Source organism: Williamsia muralis, from assembly GCF_002735905.1.
GTDB classification, from domain to species: domain Bacteria; phylum Actinomycetota; class Actinomycetes; order Mycobacteriales; family Mycobacteriaceae; genus Williamsia; species Williamsia muralis_A.
In genome coordinates this window covers 100,557-121,999 of the sequence record NZ_PEBD01000011.1, presented here as the reverse complement: position 1 = coordinate 121,999, position 21,443 = coordinate 100,557, and the positions used below count along the sequence as shown (strand labels likewise).

The 21,443-nt window shown below is 62.9% G+C and carries 18 protein-coding genes and 1 pseudogene; 12 read left to right on the top strand and 7 right to left on the bottom strand.

Going from position 1 to position 21,443, the window contains the following annotated elements:
• Nucleotides 1-95: 95 nt before the first annotated feature.
• A complete protein-coding gene (locus tag CSW57_RS21995; protein WP_223249437.1) occupies nt 96-686 on the bottom strand; it encodes a TetR/AcrR family transcriptional regulator in 591 nt (196 codons plus the stop codon).
• A gap of 81 nt (nt 687-767) precedes the next feature.
• Here CSW57_RS21995 and kstD point away from each other — a divergent pair, with 81 nt between their 5' ends.
• Complete coding sequence (gene kstD, locus CSW57_RS21990; protein WP_099384777.1) at nt 768-2,435, top strand: 3-oxosteroid 1-dehydrogenase; 1,668 nt, start codon at nt 768-770, stop codon at nt 2,433-2,435.
• A gap of 186 nt (nt 2,436-2,621) precedes the next feature.
• Here the strand turns inward: kstD and CSW57_RS21985 are convergent, their stop codons facing one another.
• The 5 genes and pseudogenes from CSW57_RS21985 to CSW57_RS21965 form a co-directional block, all read right to left on the bottom strand.
• Entirely contained in the window at nt 2,622-3,806 is a 1,185-nt protein-coding gene (locus tag CSW57_RS21985) for a serine hydrolase domain-containing protein (protein ID WP_099384805.1), read from the bottom strand.
• A gap of 500 nt (nt 3,807-4,306) precedes the next feature.
• On the bottom strand, nt 4,307-4,828 hold the full coding sequence (locus CSW57_RS21980) for a histone-like nucleoid-structuring protein Lsr2 (protein ID WP_223249436.1): 522 nt from the start codon (nt 4,826-4,828) through the stop codon (nt 4,307-4,309).
• 65 nt (nt 4,829-4,893) lie between these two features.
• Nucleotides 4,894-5,580 carry a ZIP family metal transporter gene (locus CSW57_RS21975; protein WP_099384775.1) on the bottom strand — a complete coding sequence of 229 codons (687 nt, stop codon included), beginning with the start codon at nt 5,578-5,580 and terminating at the stop codon, nt 4,894-4,896.
• Between the two features lie 340 nt (nt 5,581-5,920).
• Nucleotides 5,921-7,095 (bottom strand): annotated as a pseudogene (locus CSW57_RS21970) (MFS transporter).
• Nucleotides 7,092-7,664, bottom strand: coding sequence for a Chromate resistance protein ChrB (locus CSW57_RS21965; protein WP_223249435.1), 573 nt, complete (start codon nt 7,662-7,664; stop codon nt 7,092-7,094). The pseudogene CSW57_RS21970 and the gene CSW57_RS21965 overlap by 4 nt, the downstream one beginning before the upstream one ends.
• Nucleotides 7,665-8,022: 358 nt before the next feature.
• Here CSW57_RS21965 and CSW57_RS21960 point away from each other — a divergent pair, with 358 nt between their 5' ends.
• The 11 genes from CSW57_RS21960 (at nt 8,023) to CSW57_RS21910 (ending at nt 19,898) form a co-directional block, all read left to right on the top strand.
• Nucleotides 8,023-9,573, top strand: a complete 1,551-nt coding sequence (locus CSW57_RS21960) for a sugar ABC transporter ATP-binding protein (RefSeq protein ID WP_099384774.1) — start codon at nt 8,023-8,025, stop codon at nt 9,571-9,573.
• Between the two features lie 51 nt (nt 9,574-9,624).
• Nucleotides 9,625-10,698: an ABC transporter permease gene (locus tag CSW57_RS21955; RefSeq protein ID WP_099384773.1), complete on the top strand. Its 1,074-nt coding sequence runs from the start codon at nt 9,625-9,627 to the stop codon at nt 10,696-10,698.
• Nucleotides 10,691-11,044 (top strand): bifunctional 3-phenylpropionate/cinnamic acid dioxygenase ferredoxin subunit, encoded by a 354-nt coding sequence (locus CSW57_RS21950; protein ID WP_189339402.1) that lies wholly within the window; start codon nt 10,691-10,693, stop codon nt 11,042-11,044. Before CSW57_RS21955 ends, CSW57_RS21950 begins: the two co-directional genes overlap by 8 nt.
• Before the next feature lie 55 nt (nt 11,045-11,099).
• Nucleotides 11,100-12,104 carry a sugar ABC transporter substrate-binding protein gene (locus CSW57_RS21945; RefSeq protein WP_099384771.1) on the top strand — a complete coding sequence of 335 codons (1,005 nt, stop codon included), beginning with the start codon at nt 11,100-11,102 and terminating at the stop codon, nt 12,102-12,104.
• Between the two features lie 36 nt (nt 12,105-12,140).
• Entirely contained in the window at nt 12,141-12,998 is an 858-nt protein-coding gene (locus CSW57_RS21940) for an alpha/beta fold hydrolase (RefSeq protein ID WP_099384770.1), read from the top strand.
• Nucleotides 12,999-13,041: 43 nt separating this feature from the next.
• Nucleotides 13,042-14,433, top strand: coding sequence for an aromatic ring-hydroxylating dioxygenase subunit alpha (locus tag CSW57_RS21935; protein WP_099384769.1), 1,392 nt, complete (start codon nt 13,042-13,044; stop codon nt 14,431-14,433).
• Nucleotides 14,417-15,004: an aromatic-ring-hydroxylating dioxygenase subunit beta gene (locus CSW57_RS21930; protein ID WP_099384768.1), complete on the top strand. Its 588-nt coding sequence runs from the start codon at nt 14,417-14,419 to the stop codon at nt 15,002-15,004. The genes CSW57_RS21935 and CSW57_RS21930 overlap by 17 nt, the downstream gene beginning before the upstream one ends.
• 27 nt (nt 15,005-15,031) lie before the next feature.
• Nucleotides 15,032-16,261 carry an NAD(P)/FAD-dependent oxidoreductase gene (locus tag CSW57_RS21925; RefSeq protein ID WP_189339399.1) on the top strand — a complete coding sequence of 410 codons (1,230 nt, stop codon included), beginning with the start codon at nt 15,032-15,034 and terminating at the stop codon, nt 16,259-16,261.
• On the top strand, nt 16,258-17,121 hold the full coding sequence (locus CSW57_RS21920) for an alpha/beta fold hydrolase (protein ID WP_099384766.1): 864 nt from the start codon (nt 16,258-16,260) through the stop codon (nt 17,119-17,121). The genes CSW57_RS21925 and CSW57_RS21920 overlap by 4 nt, the downstream gene beginning before the upstream one ends.
• Before the next feature lie 244 nt (nt 17,122-17,365).
• A complete protein-coding gene (locus CSW57_RS21915; protein ID WP_189339398.1) occupies nt 17,366-18,493 on the top strand; it encodes a LuxR C-terminal-related transcriptional regulator in 1,128 nt (375 codons plus the stop codon).
• Nucleotides 18,494-18,686: 193 nt separating this feature from the next.
• The gene (locus tag CSW57_RS21910; protein ID WP_223249434.1) at nt 18,687-19,898 is read left to right on the top strand and encodes a multidrug effflux MFS transporter; all 1,212 of its coding nucleotides are present in this window, start codon (nt 18,687-18,689) and stop codon (nt 19,896-19,898) included.
• A 49-nt stretch (nt 19,899-19,947) separates the two neighbouring features.
• Here CSW57_RS21910 and CSW57_RS21905 read toward each other — a convergent pair whose 3' ends face one another.
• Complete coding sequence (locus CSW57_RS21905) at nt 19,948-21,417, bottom strand: NAD-dependent succinate-semialdehyde dehydrogenase (RefSeq protein ID WP_099384764.1); 1,470 nt, start codon at nt 21,415-21,417, stop codon at nt 19,948-19,950.
• Nucleotides 21,418-21,443: the final 26 nt, after the last annotated feature.

Below are 21,443 nucleotides of genomic sequence, written 5' to 3'. Positions count from 1 at the left end.
ACAGTCCGATGATATCTGTGTGTAGTGCTGCGTTCCATCGGTCCGGATTGAGCATGCGGCATTAATTCAGCACAAGAAGACTGTGCATTCGAGGCTCAAAGACGACCAGTATTTCCATCGGCCGCAGCTATTGCTTGGTCAATGCAACCCAGTAGCCCGGTCGTGGATTCTGCTTGGCCCATCCAGCGACGGAAGCCGTATTCCACTACCGCGAGGATGCTGCACACACAGACACCCGGCGCATAATCGCGGGTCGCGTCCGAGTTCATGCGCCGCGCGGCGATGTCGATGAGCCGAGCGCGGTCGTTCTCGGTGATCAACGCGACACGTTCGAGAATTCCGGGAACCTCTGAGATGACGGACCTCCATTGCTGCAGTTCGAGGTGGTCGGTGTCCGCCGTCTGTATCCGGATGGCGTTGGCCAACGCACTGCCCACGGATTCCTCGACCGGCCGACTTTCGAATCCGTCGACGATGGCTGCACTACTCGCCCGTAATGGCCTCAGTAGCAAGTCTTCCTTGTTCGGAACATGTCGGTAGTAGGTGCTCGGAGAAACGCCCGCCTGCATCGCTATCTCGTCTGTGCTGACTCGGCTGAACCCGCGCTCGCTGAACAACCGGAGAGCAGCTGAATCGATGTCGCGGCGCACCCGCATTCGCTGCTTGGCCCGCAAAGTCATACCCATGCGCTCATTGTTACACCTTGTGCGATTCCTACTCAATCTGATAGTTACTGTCATATAAGCGAGAACTATCAAGGGGCGTACATGAACGAGTTCGATGTGGTCGTGGTCGGTTCCGGCGCGGGAGGGATGGCTGCGGCAATCACGGCCGCCGCGGATGGGCTGAGCGTGGTGATCGTCGAGAAGGCTCAGCAGTGGGGCGGCTCGACCGCTCGATCAGGCGGTGGCGTGTGGATTCCCGGCAACGACATCCTCATACAGCAGGCCCCCGCCGACGACCTCGAGTCCGCGCGCAAATACTTACGGGCGATCGTCGCCGATGATGCCGACTCCGGGCGCATCGACGCATTCATCGATCGAGGTGGCGAAGCAATGCGCTTCTTGACCGACCACTCAGGGCTTGATCTGGAATGGGTGCGTGGCTACTGCGACTATCACCCAGAACAGCCCGGGGGTCGAGCGGCCGGTAGATCGTGCGAGCCAAAGCCGTTCGATGCGCGTGTATTGGGAGCGGACCTCGCCACACTACAGCCGTTCTATACCCGCACCCCGATGAATGTTGTTGTGCAGCAGTCTGACTACCGCTGGTTGAGCACGGGCTTCCGCCATTGGCGCGGACCCGCCCGGATGTTTCGGGTAGCCGGCCGAACTGCTCTGGCTCGTATCCGCCGACAAAGACTCGTGGGACTGGGCAGCGCCTTGGCCGCCTCGCTGATGGTGGGAGTTCGGCAGGCCGGCATCCCCGTGATGCTGGGAACGGCGATCACCGAGCTGTCGACCAACGGTGACGTGGTGACCGGCGTCGAGCTGAGCGACGGTACTTCGTTAGCGGCCCGCCGTGGAGTTGTCCTCGCGTGCGGCGGGTTCGATCACAACCCGGCGCTGCGAGCACGACACCACCGAGCACCAGCCGGCCCATCGTTGTCTCTCGGCGCATCCACGAACACCGGGGACGGGATACTGGCTGCTGAAAAAATAGGAGCGGCCACCGACCTGATGGACGACGCATGGTGGGCTCCGTCGATTCCACTTCCCAAGGGTCCTTGGTTCGCGCTTGCCGAGCGGTCGTTGCCCCGCAGCGTCATCGTCAACGGTCAGGGACGTCGATTCATGAACGAATCGCTACCGTACGTCGAAGCAACCCATCAGATGTTCGGAGGAGCACATGGCAAGAGCAGTGGGCCCGCTGAGAATCTCCCAGCGTGGTTGATCTTCGACCAGACCTACCGGGATCGCTACATGTTCGCCGGCAAACCCGCCCGAGCGCCGCTCCCGCGGTCATGGTTCGCCAACGGTGCACTGACGACCGCAGACACGGTCGAAGAACTCGCCACCACCCTGGGGATTCCTCCCGCCAACCTCATCCAAACGATGAGCCGGTTCAACGCCGCAGCCCGGAAGGGGGTGGACGACGAGTTCGGCCGCGGAATCTCGGCGTATGACCACTACTACGGCGACGTCACCAACAAGCCCAATCCAAGCCTCGGCGAGATCAGCAAGCCGCCGTTCTACGCCGCCCAGATGGTGCCCGCCGACCTCGGAACCAAAGGCGGAATCGTCACCGACGCCAACGCTCGCGCGCTGCGTTCCAACGGCGAACCGATTGCCGGGCTCTACGCGGTGGGAAACACCTCAGCAGCCGTGATGGGGCACACCTATGCAGGTCCCGGAGCGACCATCGGGCCCGCACTTGTCTTCGGCTACCTCGCTGCGCGCCACATCGCAGGCACGAACCTTGTCATTCAAGAGTAGCCACGCTGTCGACGTAATCAGTTGTCCGGCAATCATCCCGGCCTACCGACTACCCAACTACCGCCCGGAGGAGATACCCGAGCCGACACCACGCAGATAGCGATTCGTTCGATACTACGAGCAAGTTGCTCTTCCCGGTGTTCCGGCACGTGCCGGGTACGCCAGACAGCAACAGACTTTGGTGTGTCAAGGCATCGGCGGTGGGTCGTCTGGCAGCAGCAACCTACCGATGGCGGTGCCGATCGGTACCGCGTTGTTGGTGTCGGCGTTGGCAGTCGGTCCGAGTGTGGCGTACACGATGATCGTCGTCTTGGACGCATTGTCATAGAGAATCACGCCGTTGTAGCCCCCGAATGCGGGGTTCATGAAGAGCCAGCTGTTCAGGTGGGCAGTGCCGAATGCGAAGAACTTCTCCGGCGTCAACGGGCCCAGACCGGCGGTCGAGGGCGCCATCATTTCTTTGAATGCATTGTCCGACAACAGTTCGCCGGTAGACAGTCCACGAACCCAACGAGCGAGATCCGCCACCGTCGAGTTCATGTTGCCGCTGTTGAGGAACGCTGTCGGATTCCAGAATGATGAGTCCTCGAAAACTCCACGTTCATTGGTGTAACCGTGCAGAATCGGCTCGGTCATCTGAGGTGTCAGCATCAAGGCGCTCTCACGCATTCCAAGTGGCGTGAAGATACGCTTCTGCAACAGTTCCCCCAGAGGTTCACCCGAGGCCTTCTCGAGCACGACGCCGAGGAGGCACAGATCACTGTGCGAGTATGCGAAGCTCGTTCCTGGCTCGAACAGCGGCGGACGGGATTTTGCCAGGTTCAGGATCTCCTGTGAGGTAAAGCCTTTGATCGGATTGTCGTAGAAGGCTTTCAGAAAGTCTGGATTCGTCACGTAGTCGGAGATGCCCGACGTGCTGTTGGCGAGCATGCGCGGGGTGATCCTGTCGGCACGTGGAAAGTCAGGCACCCACTTGGCGATCGGCTCGTCGAGTTCCAATGTTCCGGCTTCGTTGAGCTGCAGCAGGACCGTCGACAGCATCGGCTCCATCGGTTGACCGACTCGCAACTGCATGTCGGCCGTGGCCGGCACGCCGATCGGCGAGTCACCGGCCGCATCGATCACTACTTCCTCGTCGCCGCGCCACACTCCGAATACCGCGCCGCTGAGATCGAGTTCGGCGAGCTTGTTGCGCACGATGTCCACGATCGCCCCGGCGTCGGCGCTCGCGACTTTTGAGCTGGGCTGCGAGGAGCCCTGTTCATCACCACTCGAGCCATCCGTTCCACACGACAGGCTCGTGGTCGCAAGACCAGCGACGAACGCGACGGTCGCAATTCGACGAAGCCGGCTGCGCGTTGACACAATCATGGGCTTGATCCCTTCGTGCACGAATCCCCGGACTCAGAAGTGTTTGAGCTGCAGGGGTTCGATGCGGTAACCGCTCGTCTGAACAGAAAGATCGGAAAAGTCGTCGCTGCCGAGCGGGTCGAACGTCCATCAGCTCGGAGCCACCCATGGCCGCCGCCCCCTCCGGTCTTACCTGGCGGGGGCATTGCGGCGAACGGGGAACATCACAGTGTCTATTATGTCGTTGCTGCGCTCTCTCCGGTGCCGAACGCCGAAACCTGACTATTGGAACCAGCCACACGTCGGCGATCTGCGTAGTCCCGACATTCTCTGCCCGTGAGCTGCCTGATTCCGTCAGGCCGCCGGCAACCCGCCCGCGAGGTAACGGCTCGGGGCAAGCTGACGCCGACGCATTCGACCGGCCCTGTCGTTCTGATTGCGACGTTCAAAACACCACTGATACAACGACTCACACAACTGCGCAGGTTGCGCGCCAACACCTGCCGTTAGACCGCCGCCGACTAGCGAGCGCCGGATTGTCCGTAGTAGGCGGCCACAATTTCCGAAGAGATCCGCCCGCGGTCCCCGACGTCATAACCCTGGTCCCGGGCCCACGCACGAATCGCCGCGCGCTCGCCGGCATCGCCAGAGGCCCCGGTAGCACGGCGTGCGCCAGAAGCAGATCGCCGCCGACCACTCACGCGGGTCGACTTGCTCAGCACCGTCGTGAACGGCACCTTCCCCTCTTCGATCTTCTCGAGATTCGGGGTGCTGGTGTCGAGGACGTAATCCACACCACGCCATGACCACTCGATCGTGTTCAGATCATCAATCTCGATCGGCTTGCCATCCAGGTCATCAATGAACTCCACGACAGTCTTTTTCGCCATGCGGCTAAAGATAGCCAATGCCCGATCACCATGCCCAATCAAAAAGACAATCCGTCCGAATACTCGCGTCGAGGCCGCCGCCGACACGGTCAGCGGGCGAGGAGCGTTCACCTGATTTCGTCTGCCGCTCGGCAGACCCACAGCTACCTGCATAGCCGGCGATCACCATCGGCGCGGCGCGGCGCGGCGCGCCGCGGCGCGGCGCGGCGCGTACAGGATTACTTGAGGACGAAGGCGAGGAGGAAGCCTGCGGCGGTGGACAAACCCACCCACCATCCGCCGTCGCGGTAGGCCTCGGGCATCAAAGAGTCGGCGAGGACTGCGAGGGTTGCACCACCGGCGAATGCTTGGACTGTGCTGATCCCGGTTTGGGGGATCGCGTCGGAGAGCGCATAGCCCCCGACGGTGACCGCGACGAGTATTACGGCGGTCACCGACCACAACGTGAGCGCCCGGGTCTGGCTGAAACCGTGCTGCCGGCGCATGAGTGCGGCGCCGCTGACCGCTTCGGGCACGTTGCCCACGGCGACGGCGACCACCAGCACCAGGCCTCCGCCGGTTGTCAGCGAGACACCTAATGCGGTGTTCTCCGGGATGCCGTCGAGGACGGTGCCGAGCATGAGTGCCCAGCCGATGGCCGCCGGTCCCAGCCGATTTTCGATCAGATGGTTGGCGACAACGTATATCCCGGCGCCGGCAAACAGGGCCGCTCCCGCGGTCACCGCGCCTGCTTGCTCAAACGCAGGCTCGAACAATTCCGAAGACACCGCGGCGATCATGGTTCCCGCACCGAAGGCCATCAACCCCGCCAGCACGGTCCGCGGCAGGGTCCAATGCAGTCCGATCGCTGCACCCAGGGCCAACGGGAGTGCGGTGGCCAGCCCGTACAGGAACGCGGTCACCATCGCGATGTCGATGCGCGAAAGGGTGTTCGGTGCTCGAGCGGCGACGATCGCTCGAGCCTTTCCAGTAGTGCCCGGCCGATGTTCAGCACAACAACCCTCTCTCTACACCTTTGTTTGCCTACAACGCATGTTGCCAGGTGCAACAGCGCAGTGGGACAGGGCAAGCCAGTAGTACCGAGGGGTAGGACCGAGATTGTCGCCACCGGAGAAGTGGCTGTACTTCAGCTGGTCACCCGGGATCTGGTGAGCCTTGCTGCTGCGGTTGTGTCACCAGGCTCAGTGAGCTGATCCAGAGGCGTCTCCATCGCGAGCTGTGCACCAGAATGGTCGGTCGCGGTCGTCATTCAGGGAGTGCTCGCCGACGTGCGGAATCAGCACCGATCACCAGTGTGAGCAGGGCGAGTACGCCGAAGCCGGCAGTCAGTGTTGCCACGGCCGCCACGCTTACAACGATGAGGGGGCCACCTGCGTCGCCGAGTTCTCGGCCCAGTTCCGCCGACCCCATCGTCTGACCCATGCGCTCTGGAGGTGTCGCAGCGGCAAGTGCGGCAAAACCCAGCGGTGTGATGATGCCCGTGCCGACACCCACAGCAACTGCAGAGGCAAGAATCCCACCCAGTCCCGGAATCATCGCGAGCGCCAAACCTGTTGCCGTGAAGACTAATCCCCATGCGACGCCTCGCTCGACAGTAATCTTTCCCGCATCGAGTGCTCGGCCTGCTCGTGGTTGCGCGAACGCGGCGCACAGCGCCAATACCGATACAGCCGCGCCGGTTGCTATCGGCCCCAGTCCGGCATCGACTCCAGCAACAGGAAGGAATCCAACCCCGACGGACAAAGCTGCGGTTGACGCCGCCAGGGCAGCGGTCGGGCCCAGGAACCGGCGATCAGCCAGACGCCGAGCCAGGTCAACGACGGTTTGCCTTGCCCGCGGTACGGGGCGAGTGCCGGTACGACCACGGTGGCCCAGATCGCGACAACCACTGCGAGAGCGGCCATCACCGCAAACAGGAGCGTGAGCCCGCCGGTCCACACGATCACCCCGCCCAGCAAGGGCCCGAGCGTGTAACCGAGACTCTTGTAGAACCCGTAGGTTCCGAATGCACTGCCGTGTAGTCCCTTCGGAGTCAGTCTGGCAACCGACGAACTGGCCGCTGGCGAGAATGCTGATGCTGCGGCACCTTGGCCTAGTCGCGCCAACCACAACCACTCCGTGTCCGCGACAACCACAAACAGCAACGATGCTGCGGAGAACGCGATAAGACCGCCAAGGAGCACCGGTTTGGCACCGACTCGGTCGGCGAGCGTGCCGAACACCGGCTTCAGCAGAACTTCCGCGCCGTCGTAGAGGGCCAACAGCAAGCCGAGGTAGAGCACCGAGTTGGTGAGATCGTCGAGGTCGAACACGAGGTTCGCCGCAACGGCGTGGGCTCCGAATGCAGTGGTGAATCCGGCCGCATACAGCGGCCACATCTGCCATCGCGCACCGACGATCTCAGTGGTGTTGTCGTTCATTGCCGGTGACCGTTGTCATGGCCGGAGTGCGAGTGGAGCGTGTTGATCACTCTCTCGGAGTAGTCCTCGAATCGTTCTGCGCAGTGCTGCAGCGCCGCACTGGCGCTGGCGGCGTTGCTCGCGCCGAAGACATCGCGTGTCCTGAGGTCTCGATGCCATCGTCGCAGTCTGTCCAGGCTCTGCTCTTCTTCTTCGAGTTCGGCCAGGGTGAACTTCTCGATGCGGATCTCTTTGTCGAGCTCGGTCTCGTATTTCGTGCAGTCCGCGAGGAACTCGGCCCACTCCTGCTCGCGGGCCGCGGTGAACATTGCAGCAAACCGCGAGGCGTCCTGCTCGCTCGCACCGGTCGCGGTCAAAAAGACGATTTCTCCGTCTGCGCGTTCGACAAGCTCGGTGGCACGGTCGATACCGGCGTTGAAGACTGGAACATGCGGTATCGCCCAGGATCCCTGCCCGATGGACAGTGCGCCCACCTTGCGCAGTTCTCGCCACACCGCCACGCGGTGGCGCGTCGGTTCGGCGGCAATTTTGACCAGAACTATTCGCCAGCTCACAGACGCAGGGTTCACGGCGGAAATGTAGCACGCGTTACAGTCACAGATGTGTCGTTCAGGTCCCCCAATAAGCACTATCAGCGTATTCGACTCCCCTGCACCAGATTTCGTCACCATTGACCCGATAGAACTCGAACCGCGTGCCTGAACTGGACTCAGCAGGCGACCGGGCGGTCGGTTCTCGCTACGATCCCGGTCATCGGAAGGACGATCGTTTCGGCACCGTAACCCGGGAAACAAACTTGTAATCTCGTGGCAAAAGGCCACACAAGTAGAAAACTATTATCTGCCGGCTACCTCGAATGAGGTAGAGCAATATTTGCCGCTGCATGGGTATGTTGTCCCAGCGTGCGCGCTGATTGACTTCTGCTCCATGACCACCGGAGATGACCAGGGCGCACAGGTACCCGCTCTGCAGATGCATGGAATTGCAAAGAGTTTCGGCGCAGCGATCGCGTTGCAGAATGTCGATGTTCGATTCCTCTCGGGAACGGTGACGGCCCTCACCGGAGAAAACGGCTCGGGTAAATCGACCATCGCGAAGATAATGGGCGGCGTCCTCGCCCCAGACACCGGCACAATCTCTGTCAGAGGCCAAGAACTCACCATCTCCAACGCGAAGATCGCCCGATCCCATGGGATCGCACTGATCAGTCAGGAACTGACACTCGCCACGGATCTGACTGTCGCCGAGAACATCTACATGGGTCGGTTGCCGCGAGCCCTCGGGACGATGGTCTCGTGGCGTAAGGTCCGGGCGTTGGCGACCGAGGTCTTGGAAGCCTACGGGATGTCGATCGATCCCCAGGCCCGCGTCGGCGACCTCTCACTCGAGACGCAGCAACAGGTCGAGATCGCTCGCGCTCTGGCCACCGACCCCGATGTGCTGATCCTCGACGAGGCAACGAGCTCCCTGTCGGAGAAGGCCGCTGCCCGACTCCTAGATCTGGTCGAGGTCCGGCGGACGATGGGCACCGCCGTCGTGATGATCACCCACCGCATGAACGAGATCTTCCAGGCCGCCGACACCGCTGCAGTCCTCCGCGACGGCCACATCGTGGCAACCCGCCCCATCGCGCACACCAACGAAACCGAACTGGTGCGCTTGATGGTGGGCCGCGAACTCGGCGACTACTACGGCAGCCGCAGTGACACACCTGAACTGTCCAACGCGACTCTCGAGGTGTCCGGTTTACGAGCACCCGGCAACGGACTCGAATCCATCGACCTGAGCATCGGAAAAGGCGAGATCGTGGGAGTCGCAGGTCTTTCGGGGTCGGGCAAAGAGGTCCTCGGTCACGCGTTGGGCGGTGCAGTCAGTGCCGAGGGAACCGTGAAGGTGGCGGGTAAGCAGATCCCGCTCGGGCGTCCGGACCGGATCCTCAAGGGCGGACTCGGATTCGTCCCCGAAGACCGTAAGGCGATGGCGCTGATGCTGGGCCGCTCGGTCGCTGAGAACCTCGCGCTTGCCTGGAAGAACGACATGTTCCGATACGGATTGCGGCGCATCGGTTTCGAGCGTCGGCGGGTGGTCGACACGGTCATCCGCTACGACATCCGCGCGGCATCCACCCAGCTCCCGATCTCGCAGCTCTCTGGCGGAAACCAACAGAAGGTGACGATCGGTAGGCTCTTCGAGCTGAATTTGCCGGTGTATGTGATGAGTGAACCGACCCGCGGCATCGACGTCGGCGCCAAGAGTGCCATCTACACCCTGCTCCGTGAGCAGGCCGCGCGCGGGGCCGCCGTGCTGTTCATCTCATCCGAACTGGGCGAACTGTGCGGGATGTGCGATCGCGTCATCACGATGTACGGCGGACGTGTGGTCGCCGAGTTCACCGGCGCCGACATCAACGAAGAAGCCATCAACCACGCCATGGTCACCGGACACACAGCCGATACCGGGGCGCTGGCCACGGCCTGAAGCCAACACCGAATCCTCTCTCCAGCCCGACGACATCTTCAGGAGTACCTCATGACCGCAACCATCGACAGGCCACCGACACCGTTGCCCGAACCCCCGTCGGTCAATCGCAGCTTTCCGCGACCCCGCTTCGGCGACAGCGGCGGCGTGGTGGTCGCGCTGGTCGTGCTGATGGTCTTTGCGGCGATCAGTCAACCGAGCTTCATGACTTGGTCGAACATGATGAACATAGTCGGCGCGAACAGCGTCGCCCTGGTTCTCGCAATCGGATCGACGTTCGTCGTCATCGCCGGCGGCATCGATCTGTCGATCATCTCCATGACCGCGGCCGCCGGTATGATCTTCGGCCTGATGTTGCAAGGCGGCGTCCCCGCGATCGCCTGCATCCTCGGCGCAATGGCCGTCGGAGCACTGATGGGAATCATCAACGGAATCTTGATATCCCGCGCGGGCATCTCATTCCTGGTCGTGACACTTGGTATGGCATCGATCGCCGCCAGTGTCGCACTGCTCTCCAACGACGGCGCCACCGTCAACGTTTTCGACATCCCTGCGTTCTCATCGATCAACACCTTCGCGACCGGCAAGCTCGGCCAGATCCCGATCATCCTGATCTTCGATATCCTGCTCATCCTGCTGGCGATCGGTGTACTGGGTTACACGAGGTTCGGGCGGTCGGTGTTCGCCATCGGCTCGAACGTCGAGGCCGCACGGCTCAACGGCATCAACGTCCGCAACACCACGGCAATCGTTTACGCCCTGGCCGGACTCGCCGCCGGTGTGGCGTCGATCATCCAGGTCGGACGGCTCACCGGGGCCTCCCCGCAGATCGACCCGGCACTGCTGAACGGCGTCCTGGCCGCGGTGCTGATCGGAGGCACCTCCTTCAGCGGAGGCAAGGGCAGCATCTGGGGGACCGTCGTCGGTGTTCTGTTCCTCGGAGTCGTCCAAAACGCCATGACCATCGCGGACATCTCCAGCTTCTGGCGTCAGGCGGTCAATGGTGCATTGCTCATCCTCGCGGTGGGCCTCGGCGTGGCGCGATCCTCGGCGATGCGCAGCCGATTGCGCAGGAAGTCCTCGGCAGCGGGGTCGGCCGGATCGAAAGAGGCGCCCGGTGTCTGATCTCTCGACCGATATCTGGGTCTTGGTTTGCACCACAGACGAACTCGGCGTCGGTGAAGGGGTCAAGGTCGGCACCTGCCCACCGATCGCCCTCTTCAACATCGACGGTGACTACTTCGCCATCGACGACACCTGCTCCCACGCCGAGTACTCACTTACCGACGGCTACCTCGATGGTGACCAGATCGAATGCGAACTGCACTACGCCACGTTCTCGGTTCGCACCGGCGAAGCGCTCACCGCACCCGCGACCGACCCGGTCGGCACCTATCCAGTCCGCGTGGAAGACAACAACATCTACGTTGCCGCGACACAGCGCTGTGTCATCGACAAGTTCCGCAGTTAGTACCGCACCAGCTCGCTCTGGCATTTTCGCCCCCTCGAAAGGAAATCAAGACACCATGCGTTACAAGGGATCACAGATCGCGATGGCCATCGCGGCCGTCGGCGTCATCGCCGCGGCGACCACCGCCTGCGGTGACAGCGGCGCGAGCTCGGACACCTTCCTCGGCTTCTCCTCGCCGACGATGGCGCAAGAAGGTGGCAAGTTCACCGCCGACGCCGTGAACGAGGCGGCGAAGTCTCTCGGCTGGGACGAGCAGAGTTACGACGCGAACCTCTCGGCCGACACCCAGGTCTCGAACATCCAGACCATGGTCGACCGGCCCGCCACCGCGATCGCCGCCTGGGCGCTGGACGAGGGTGCCATCGCCGGCGCCTACTCCCGCGCCGAGTCGGCGGACATCCCGGTGGTCGGCGTGAACTCCGGTGGCACCGGCGTCAAGTCCATCGTCTGGACCGAAGCCACCACATGTGAGGACGGCGGCATCGTGGCACAGGTTGCGCAGTTGTTCGCGACCGCCAAGCCCGGCGGCAACATCGCCATCATGTCCGGCCCGCCGGCACCCTCGATCGTCTCGATGACCGAGTGCTTCAGCAATGCCGCGAAGGCACTGGGCCTCAACATCATCACCCAGCAAGACAACACCGCCGACACCAGTTCCGGCGCCTCTGCCCTGGCACAGGACATGCTCTCGGCCCATCCCGACATCGACGGATTCTGGGCGTACAACGACGCCACCGCACTGGGCATCGCATCGGTTCTCGATGCCGCAGGCAAAACGGCGTACTCGGCCACCAACCCGACCGGCATCGTGGTGACCGGCAGCAACGGCGACTCCTCTGCGATCAAGGCCGTCCAGAACGGAACCATCACCGCGACCGTCGACACCGACCCGGTGTGCACCGGCTGGACCATAGTCGCGGCCACCCGCGACAGCATCGGCGGCAACGCTGCCGAAAGCTACGTGGTCAAGAGCAACATCGTCGACTCGACGACCATCGCCGATTACGTTGCGCCCGAGAACAAGACCTGCTCGCTCGACGCTCTTCCGCTGGTCGAGTAGTCCACCGCATCCACCAGAACGAGAAAGGCACAGCGCATGCGTGACGTACAACTCCCCGAACCCGACGGCAAACTCATCGAAGCCGGCAGCCACCGGATCCACTACATCGACATGGGCAGCGGAACTCCCACCGTATTCCTGCACGGTGGAGGCCCCGGTTGCTCGAGCTGGACCGACTTCGGCACAGTGGCAGGTATCTTCGCCGAGGATCGCCGGTTGATTCTGATGGACATGCTGCACTACGGCCGGTCCAGCAAGGAGCCATTCCGCGCTCCCCGTTGGAGCTACCATGCCCAGGTCATCGGCAAGGCCCTGGACGCGATCGGCATCGAGAAGGCCGACTTCGTGTGCAATTCTATCGGCGGATCGACCGCACTGGCACTTGCCGCCGAACGCCCCGAGCTGGTCGGCAAACTCGTCGTCACCGGCAGCGAACCGGTCCCGGGCGCAGTTCCACTCACCCCAGAGTTGGGTGTCGCCGGCAAGACCGCCTGGACCAGGTACTACGCCGACGAGGGCCCGACGCACGAGAAGCTTTACGACATCATGGCCGACCTCGAATGGCTTGGTGGCGAGGACATCCCGCAGTGGACGTTCGATCTTCGGTGGGAGCTCAGCCGTCAGGATGACCTGCTCGCACTCGGCTCCGACTGGAGCCCGGGCGGCGGACGAGGAATCCCGCAGGATCTGTCGGACCACCTCCCGCTCGTGCAGGCACCGACCCTGTTCCTCTGGGGCGACAGCGATGCCTTCGCGGTCCCCGATTACGCACTGGCACTGAAGAACCTGGTGCCCGGATCCTCCGTGCACGTCATGGGCAACGCCGCCCACCACATGGAAGAGCAGCAGCCCGAGGAGTTCGCCGCCATCGTCACCGCGTTCCTCGACCACTGATCCATCCCCCGATCACAGCCACGAACTCGAACGGAGCACGACCATGACCACAGGTACCAACGGCACCGACATCAACGACCGGCTCGCCGAGCTGGTCAACTGGGAAGACGGACTGATCAGCCCCGAGATCTTCATCGACGACGAGATCTACCGCAAAGAACTGGAGCAGGTCTTCGGCCGAGCATGGATCTTCATCGCCCACGACTCGATGCTCGCCAAGCCGGGCGACTTCTTCAACACCTACATGGGTGGCGATCCCGTCATCGCGATCCGCCAGAAAGACAACAGCGTCCGGGTCTTTCTGAACGCCTGTCGCCACCGCGGAATGAAGATCTGTCGCGCCGAGGACGGCAACGCCAAGAACTTCATGTGTACCTATCACGGCTGGACGTACAACACGGCCGGTGAGCTGATCAACGTGCCCAATCTCGACACCGCCTACTTCAACGAACTGGACCAAAAGCGCTGGGGTTTGATCGAAGTCGCCCAGATCGCACAGTACAAGGGATTGTGGTTCGCCACGTTCGATGCGACGGCACCGCCGCTCGAGGACTTCCTGGGCGACATGACGTACTACATCGACAGCTGGGTCGACCGCACACCCGGCGGGATCGAGATCCTGCCCGGCGTCATCAAGTGGACGATCCACGGCAACTGGAAGATGGGTGCCGAACAGTTCGGCGGCGACGGCTACCACGCCGTGATCACCCACGCATCGTCGTTGGGTACGTTCGACCCGGCATTCCTCAAAGACATCAAGGGCATCGAGTTCGCCTCACGTCAAGGGCATGGTTATTCGATGGTCTTCGACCGGATGACCCGTTTCGCCGACGACCCGCTGGGGCGCTACAACGAGGCCCAGGTCCCGGATCGTCTCGAGCGTCTCGGTGACGCCCGTGCCAACACCGTCGGCAACTTCACCGTCTTCCCGAACCTGTCCGGGCTCCCCGGCTCGGCCAACCTACGTATGTGGCACCCGAAGGGACCCAACGAGTTCGAGATCTGGTCCTGGACCGTGGTCGACAAAGACGCCCCGGACTCGGTCAAGCAGGCGCAGCGCACCTCCGCCGCGTTCACCGAAGGCGCCGCCGGAGTCGTCGAGACCGACGACGGTGAGAACTGGGACCTGATCGGGCAGATGCTCGAACGCGGTGTCCAGACCCGCAAGATGGCCTGGAACTACCAGATGGGTCACGGCCACGAAACCGACAACGATCCGGTGTACCCCGGCCGCGTGCTGCGCAACTACTTCGGTGAGGGCCCGCAGCGCGGCTTCTACCGGCGCTGGCTCGAGTTCATGACGTCAGAGGAATGGCCGATCGCGCCGGCAACCGAACCCGAACGTACCGAACACGAGGCAATTTCGATGAAGGCCCCTGCAGGTGGCCGGGCGATCGCAGCAATGAAGGGAGCGATCAATGCTGACAACAGGTGAACAACTCGGTCGCGGCCGGAATGCCCCGATGTTCCGGTCTATGGGCAAGGTGCCGGTGACGTTGGAAGAGCAGTTCGCGATCGAACAGTTCCTGTACGCAGAGGCCGAGCTGCTCGACGACTGGCAGTGGCGGACGTGGTTCGAACTCTTCACCGACGATGCGCACTACCGGATGCCGATTCGCCGAAATCGCCTGCGCCGACAGCGCAAGGTCGACGAGGCGGATGACCTGAACGGCCTCGAGGTCTCGCACTTCGATGACGACAAGGCGTCGCTCGACATGCGGATTCAGCAGCTCGAGACCGGCATGCACTGGGCCGAGGACCCGCCATCGCGGTCGCGCCATCTGGTGACGAATGTCCGCGTGCAGCGGGCCGAGGTCGAGGGCGAATACGACATCCGGTCGAACTTCTTCGTCTACCGCAATCGACTCGAGGCCGAGGTGGACCTGTGGGCCGGCGAGCGCCGCGATGTGTTGCGGGTGGCCGGAGACAGTTTCCAGATCGCCGACCGAATAATCCTGCTCGACCAGAACCTGATTCTTGCCAAGAATCTCAGCGTATTTTTCTGACACCAGGAGTCGTCGACGATGCCGAATATGAAGTCATTCGTGATAGTTGGTGCCGGTATGGCCGGTGCCAGAGCCGCCGAATCGTTGCGGAACAAGGGGTTTGATGATCGCATCTTCCTGGTGGGAGACGAGGGACGGTTACCGTATGAGCGGCCTCCGCTGTCCAAGGAATGTCTGGTCGGTTCCAAACCCCTTGACACCACGACGATCCGCGAGTGGGACCAGTGGATGGAACTGGCCGTCCACCTCGTCCTGAACGACCCGGTGGCCACCCTTGATACCGCGGGCGGTGCCGTTCGGCTCGCCAGCGGTATCGAGATCAAGGCCGATAAAGTCCTGTTGGCCACAGGCGGCCGCGCCAACGTCCTGGATGTGGCCGGCGCCGATCTGCCGGGGATCCATACCCTGCGCACGGCTGTTGACGCCGACGCGTTGGGTGACCGGTTGCGCCGCGGCCGGGCCAAGGTCGCGGTCATCGGCGGCGGACTGCTCGCGATCGAGGTCGCCTCGGCTGCGGCAACTCTGGGCAATGACGTGACCTGGATGGTTCGGTCGCGTCATCCGCTCACCGCAGCGGTCGGAGCGCATGCCGCCGACAACCTGGCAGGGCGGTACGCGACCTCGGACATCACGATCATGACCAGCGTGGCGGTGGCCGGATTCGAAGGCCGCAACAAGGTGCAGGGCGTCGCGCTGGACGACGGCCGGATCATCGAGGCCGACATCGTGCTGGTGGCCACCGGACAGAGCCCGGCAGCGGGTTATCTCGACCGATCGGTGATCGACTCACGGCACGGCGTGCAGGTCGACGGCCGCTTGGAGACAACGGTTCCCGGCGTGTTCGCAGCCGGCGACCTGGCTAGCTTCGTCGATCCCTTCATCGGCGGCCGGGTACGACACGGCACCTGGCTCAATGCCCAGCAGCAGGGTGATTACGTTGCCGGTGCGATGATGGGCGAGCCGGAACCGTTCCGCAGCGTGCCCTGGTACTGGTCGGACCATCATGACCTGAACGTGCAGGTCGTCGGGCGCATCGACGAGACGGCCAACATCGTGACGCGGGTTCATTCCGATGACTCCGTGAGCTACTTCTACCTGGCCGGCAGCACCATCGTCGGTGCCGTGGGAATCAACGCCGCGCGCGATGTCCGCGGCGCGATGTTGCTGATGGAGAAGGGTACGGGGATCGATGCCGTTGCGCTGGAAGACATCACAACAGACGTCCGCAGGATGGGGGCGAAGGTGGCGGCGCTGTGACGGCAACAACTGTTCGTGATCTGCTCGTCGACCCGCGATACCAGCGCAGCATCACCACTCCGGAGATGGAGGTGAGCTACGTCGACCGGGGCTCCGGGCCGGTCCTGATGATGGTGCAGGCCTGGGGTCCACGTCCGGGCAGCACCGCATCGTTGGTATACAGCAAGGTCTTCGAGAAGCTGGAGTCCAGGTTCCGCTGTATCGCAGTCGACCTGCCCAACTACGGGCTGACCGGGCCGATCGAGTACCACGAACCGGTTCACGATGTGGCGGTGCGCGGCGTGCTCGCGGTGATGGATCATCTGGGGATCGACAAGGCCCCGATCGTCGGCAGCTCGATGGGTGCAACCACGGCGATCGACCTCGCCCTGGCCAGACCTGAGCGTGTCGAGTCGTTGCTGATCGGTGCCTGCCATGCGTCGACCGGTGGGGATCCTTACCTCGTCACGCCGTTCCCCTCAGAGGTGTTTCGGCTATTCGGAGAACTCGACGAGGCGCCCGAGGACGAGGATCGGCTGCGTCGCTTCCTGCGGGCACTGTGGTACGACCAGTCGCTGGTAACCGACGAGCTGGTGGCAGCCATGCGGGCGATGCGTGCCGACCACGCCGACCACGGCGACGCCGATCGACGGTCGGTGAGCGTTCCGCACAGCAACATGGCCGCGCTGGCTGACCTGAAGATGCCCGTCACGGTTGTGCACGGTCGATCCGATCGCATGGTGCCGTTCGAACAGGCCCTGGCGATCGGGTCGTACATCCCGCACGCCGACGTGCGACTCCTGGGACAGTGCGGACACTGGCCGGCCTACGAGCGGCCCGATGCGTTCGTCGACGCGGTGATGGCATCGGTCCATGGGTGATCGTATTGCGAGTGATCGTGACGCTCGTGATCCAGAACTCAGCCGCGAGCTGAGCGAACGTCCAGCTGTCGCCTTAAACTCGACACCTCAGATGTTTCCGCGCCGCCGGCGATACCCGACGATGTGTGGACCTGTTGATGCCTCGCCGACCAGCCCGCGGCAGGCATCAGGCGCGAACGTCTGTAGCCGCACGTGGTCGAAAGAGCAGGGCGGCGGGCGAAGAGTCAGTAACGGGAGTTGCCCAATGGAACCCAGTCCGATCCGGACGAGCAATTCGATTGCGTGGGCGGGTGAGCGTATCAACGGCAGGGGCGATCGATCCAGGTACGCCGCGCTGATGAAACTGTCGGCATCACTCGTCGATGTCGATGATCTGGCCGAACTCGGAGAAGCCTACTTCGGACAAATCGGTGCGGTGATGGACCTGCCGATGCAGGCGATCTACCTCTTCGAGGACGGGACACCGAACCCGCAGTGGTATGACTCGCGCAATGTCAGCGACCGGTTCATGACCACCTACGAGCAGTGCGGGCGACCGGTCGATGACGAGTTGCGTAAAGCGCTGCTGACCGCGGTCCCGGTGTACAACCTCGCCGACCGCACCGTGGCGCAGTGGCGCGAGACCGAGGTGTTCCAACGCGTCGACCGCCTCGAGAACATGCTGCACGTCCTCAAGGCGCCGGTTGTCGCCGGCGGCAACATCATCGGCACCATCGATTTCGCATCCGACTCCCTGAACACCGAGGTGGGCGAGATCGACATGGATCTCATGTCGGCCATTGCCGATGTGGTGGGTGGCGCGGTGACCAATCTGCGTCGTCGCCAGGATCTACAGCAGCAGGTCGAGGTCTCCGAATTGGCCCTGCAGACGAGTTCTGCTGCGGTGGTCTACTTCTCGGCGAAGTCGAACGACCCGAACCTGACGCCGTCCGCGACCGAGCTGCTCGGCGACCTCCAAGAGGGCACCGAAATCCTGTACCGGATCCTGCGGGATGTGGGAGTGGCCACGTCGGTGTTGCACCGGTCGTATCTGGTGCGGATGACCGACGGCGCCAAAGATGTTCTCGAATGCACCGTGCGCCCCGTGCCCGGCCAGCCGGGTGCGCAGGTCCTCGAACTCGAACTCGAGGCCGCCCGCAACAAGTATCGGAGTCCGCGTCTGCTGGCCCTCTCGACCCGGGAGTACGACGTCGCCGGCCTGGTCGCGGCGGGCTTTGCCGACCGGGAGATCGCCGACGAGCTGACCCTGAGCTTGCACACCGTCCGCCAGCACGTGAAGAACATCTACGCGAAACTCGACATCAGCAGCCGAGTCCAGTTGACGAGGGTCTATCACGGTATGACGCCGCGGTCGGTGTCCGCGCGCGCCTGATATACGCACACCCGAGAAGCACGCCCCAGCACCTCTCCCGAGATCGAACCCGGCAATCCCATCTCGATCGCCTCGACCGGCCAGCCCGCACCACATGCCTGACCTGAACGGTCTCGTCTGACCGGACAGGTTCATTCGGCACGCCCTCATCCGGCCAGATGTGACCAACTAACCGCAAAGGACTCCTGTGTCGGTGCAGACTTCAGCGACCGCAACATTGCCCGGTCCGACGATGATCTTTGTCTTGGCCTTCATGTCGGCTGTCAGTCCCTTCTCTACTGACATGTATCTGCCTGCTTTCCCGGCGATGGCTGATGAACTCGGGGCCACGGCATCCCAGATTCAGCTGACCCTGACTGCATTTCTGATCGGTCTGGCGTTCGGACAATTGGTGATCGGGGTGTTGTCCGACAGCTTCGGCCGGCGGGTACCCATGCTCGTCGGGGCCGGCGCATGTTCGATTGCCAGCGCCATGTGTGCAGTCGCTCCCACCATCGAAGTCCTGACTGTTTCGCGCTTCGCACAGGGCTTCGCCGGTTCTGCCGGCATCGTTTTGGCCCGCGCGGTGGTGTCGGACCGTGCCCATGGTGCCGCAGCAGCCCGCTCGTTCACCGCGATGATGACTGTCGGATCGGTGGCGCCCGTCATCGGACCCGTTGTCGGAGGATTGGTCATCAGTGGCGCCGGGTGGCGCTCGGTGTTCTGGACGTTGACTGCTCTCAACCTGCTGATGCTGCTCGGCGCAATCCTTTTCGTCCCGGAGTCCCTACCGAGAGACCGGCGCCAGCGGGGCGGTGGGCGGGCTTTGATGGTCAGCGCCGGGCGCGTACTCGGGAACCGCGATTACCTTGGATACACCCTGACTTTGGCATTCGCGTTCATGGTGTTGTTCGGATTCATCTCGGCGTCGCCCTTCGTGATACAGAACATCATGGGCTTGTCCACGACTGCCTACTCCGTGGCATTCGCCACCATCTGCGCATCGATTGCCATCACAAGTGTGACTTCGATGCGTCTGGTCACAAAGTGCAGTCCACTGCGCCTACTTCGAGGTGGGGTGATCGCACTTGTCGGACTGACATTTGCCCTCCTCATAGCCACCACAGTTGGTGATGTTCCGCGATGGCCGACTCTTCTGCTCTTCTTGTTGATCGTCGGGAGTCTGGGCTTCGTTTTCGGTAACGCGATCGCTTTGGCGAGCGCACAGGTGCGTCATGCTGCAGGCATCGGCTCCGCCATCCTCGGTGCGACGCAGTTCACCTTCGGAGCGATAGCGTCTCCCCTCGTCGGTCTAGGAGGAGACGACGTCGCGGCACCGATGGGTCTGACATTGTTTGTTGCCGCCATACTCTCGGCTCTCGCATTGTTCACACTGCCACGACGGACCAACCGTTCATCTGCGTGAAAATTGCGCGGGCGGCGTGTGCCTCTCACACCGTCAAGCTGTGCGGCAATCAGCCAAAATGCGACGCGGTGAGAGTGTATTTCGTCTGAAGGTACTCGTGGATTCCTTCGGCTCCGCCCTCCCGGCCGAGACCTGACATCTTCCAGCCACCGAATGGCGCAGCGGCATTGGACACGACGCCCACGTTGAGACCCATCATTCCTGTGGCAAGGCGGTCAATCATCCGCTGCCCCCGGGAAAGGCTTTCCGTGTAGACGTATGACACGAGCCCGTACTCGGTGTTGTTTGCCAGTGCGACGGCTTCGTCTTCGGTGTCGAAGGGAACGATTGCCACAACCGGGCCGAAGATCTCTTCCCGCAGGATGTCGCTGCCCGCGGTGATGTCGGTGAGCACGGTCGGTGCGAAGAAGCTCCCGGCTCTGTCGATGCGGTTTCCTCCGGTCACAAGGCCGGCGCCACGGGACACCGCGTCAGCGACCAAGGCTTCGTTCTTGGCCACGGCGTCATCGTCGATCAGCGGACCGATGGACACGTCTGGTTCGGTTCCTCGGCCGACGTTGAAGCCGTTCACGCGCTCGGTCACCCGTCGGGTGAAGGCGTCGACGATCGACCGATGCACAATGAATCGATTTGCGGCCGTGCATGCTTGGCCGATGTTACGAAACTTGGCTGCGATGGCCCCGTCGACCGCCTTGTCCAGATCGGCGTCGTCGAAGACGACAAACGGTGCGTTTCCGCCGAGTTCCATCGATGTGCGAAGAACGTTCTGAGCTGCTTGCGCCAGCAACTTCTGTCCGACAGAGGTCGAGCCGGTGAAGGAGAGCTTGCGAAGTCGCGGGTCACCGATGATCGGGGAGGACAACGCCGAGGACGTCGATGTCGTGACGACGTTCACCACACCGTCGGGCAGACCGGCGTCCTGAAGTAACTTCGCGAACAACAACGTCGTCAAGGGAGTGAGCGCTGCGGGCTTGATCACCACTGTGCACCCGGCCGCCAGGGCAGGCGCGATCTTTCGAGTAGCCATGGCCAGTGGGAAATTCCAGGGAGTGATGAGGAAGCACGGTCCCACCGGATGCTGGGAGACGACCATGCGACCGGTGCCCTCGGGGTTGGGTCCATACCTGCCTTGCACGCGGGTGGCCTCTTCGCTGAACCAGCGCAAGAACTCACCGCCGTACGCCACTTCGCCGCGAGCTTCGGCGATCGGCTTGCCCATCTCGATGCTCATCACCAGCGCGAACTCTTCTTTGCGTTCCTGCAGCATGTCGAATGCCCGACGCAGTAGTTCACCGCGTTCGCGAGCAGGCACGCCTGCCCACGTCGCCGAAGCCGCATCTGCGGCATCGAGGGCGGCCATGCCGTCAGCTGGGGTCGCGTCCGCGATGGATTTGACGATCTCGCCGGTGGACGGGTCGCGGACGTCGAGAGTTGCACCCGAGGAAGATGCTCGCCACCGTCCCGCGACGAACAGGTTGTCGGGAACTGCGCCGAGCACGGCGCTGTGGTCGCTGGTCATATGAGTTCCTTCACGAAATCAGTGGT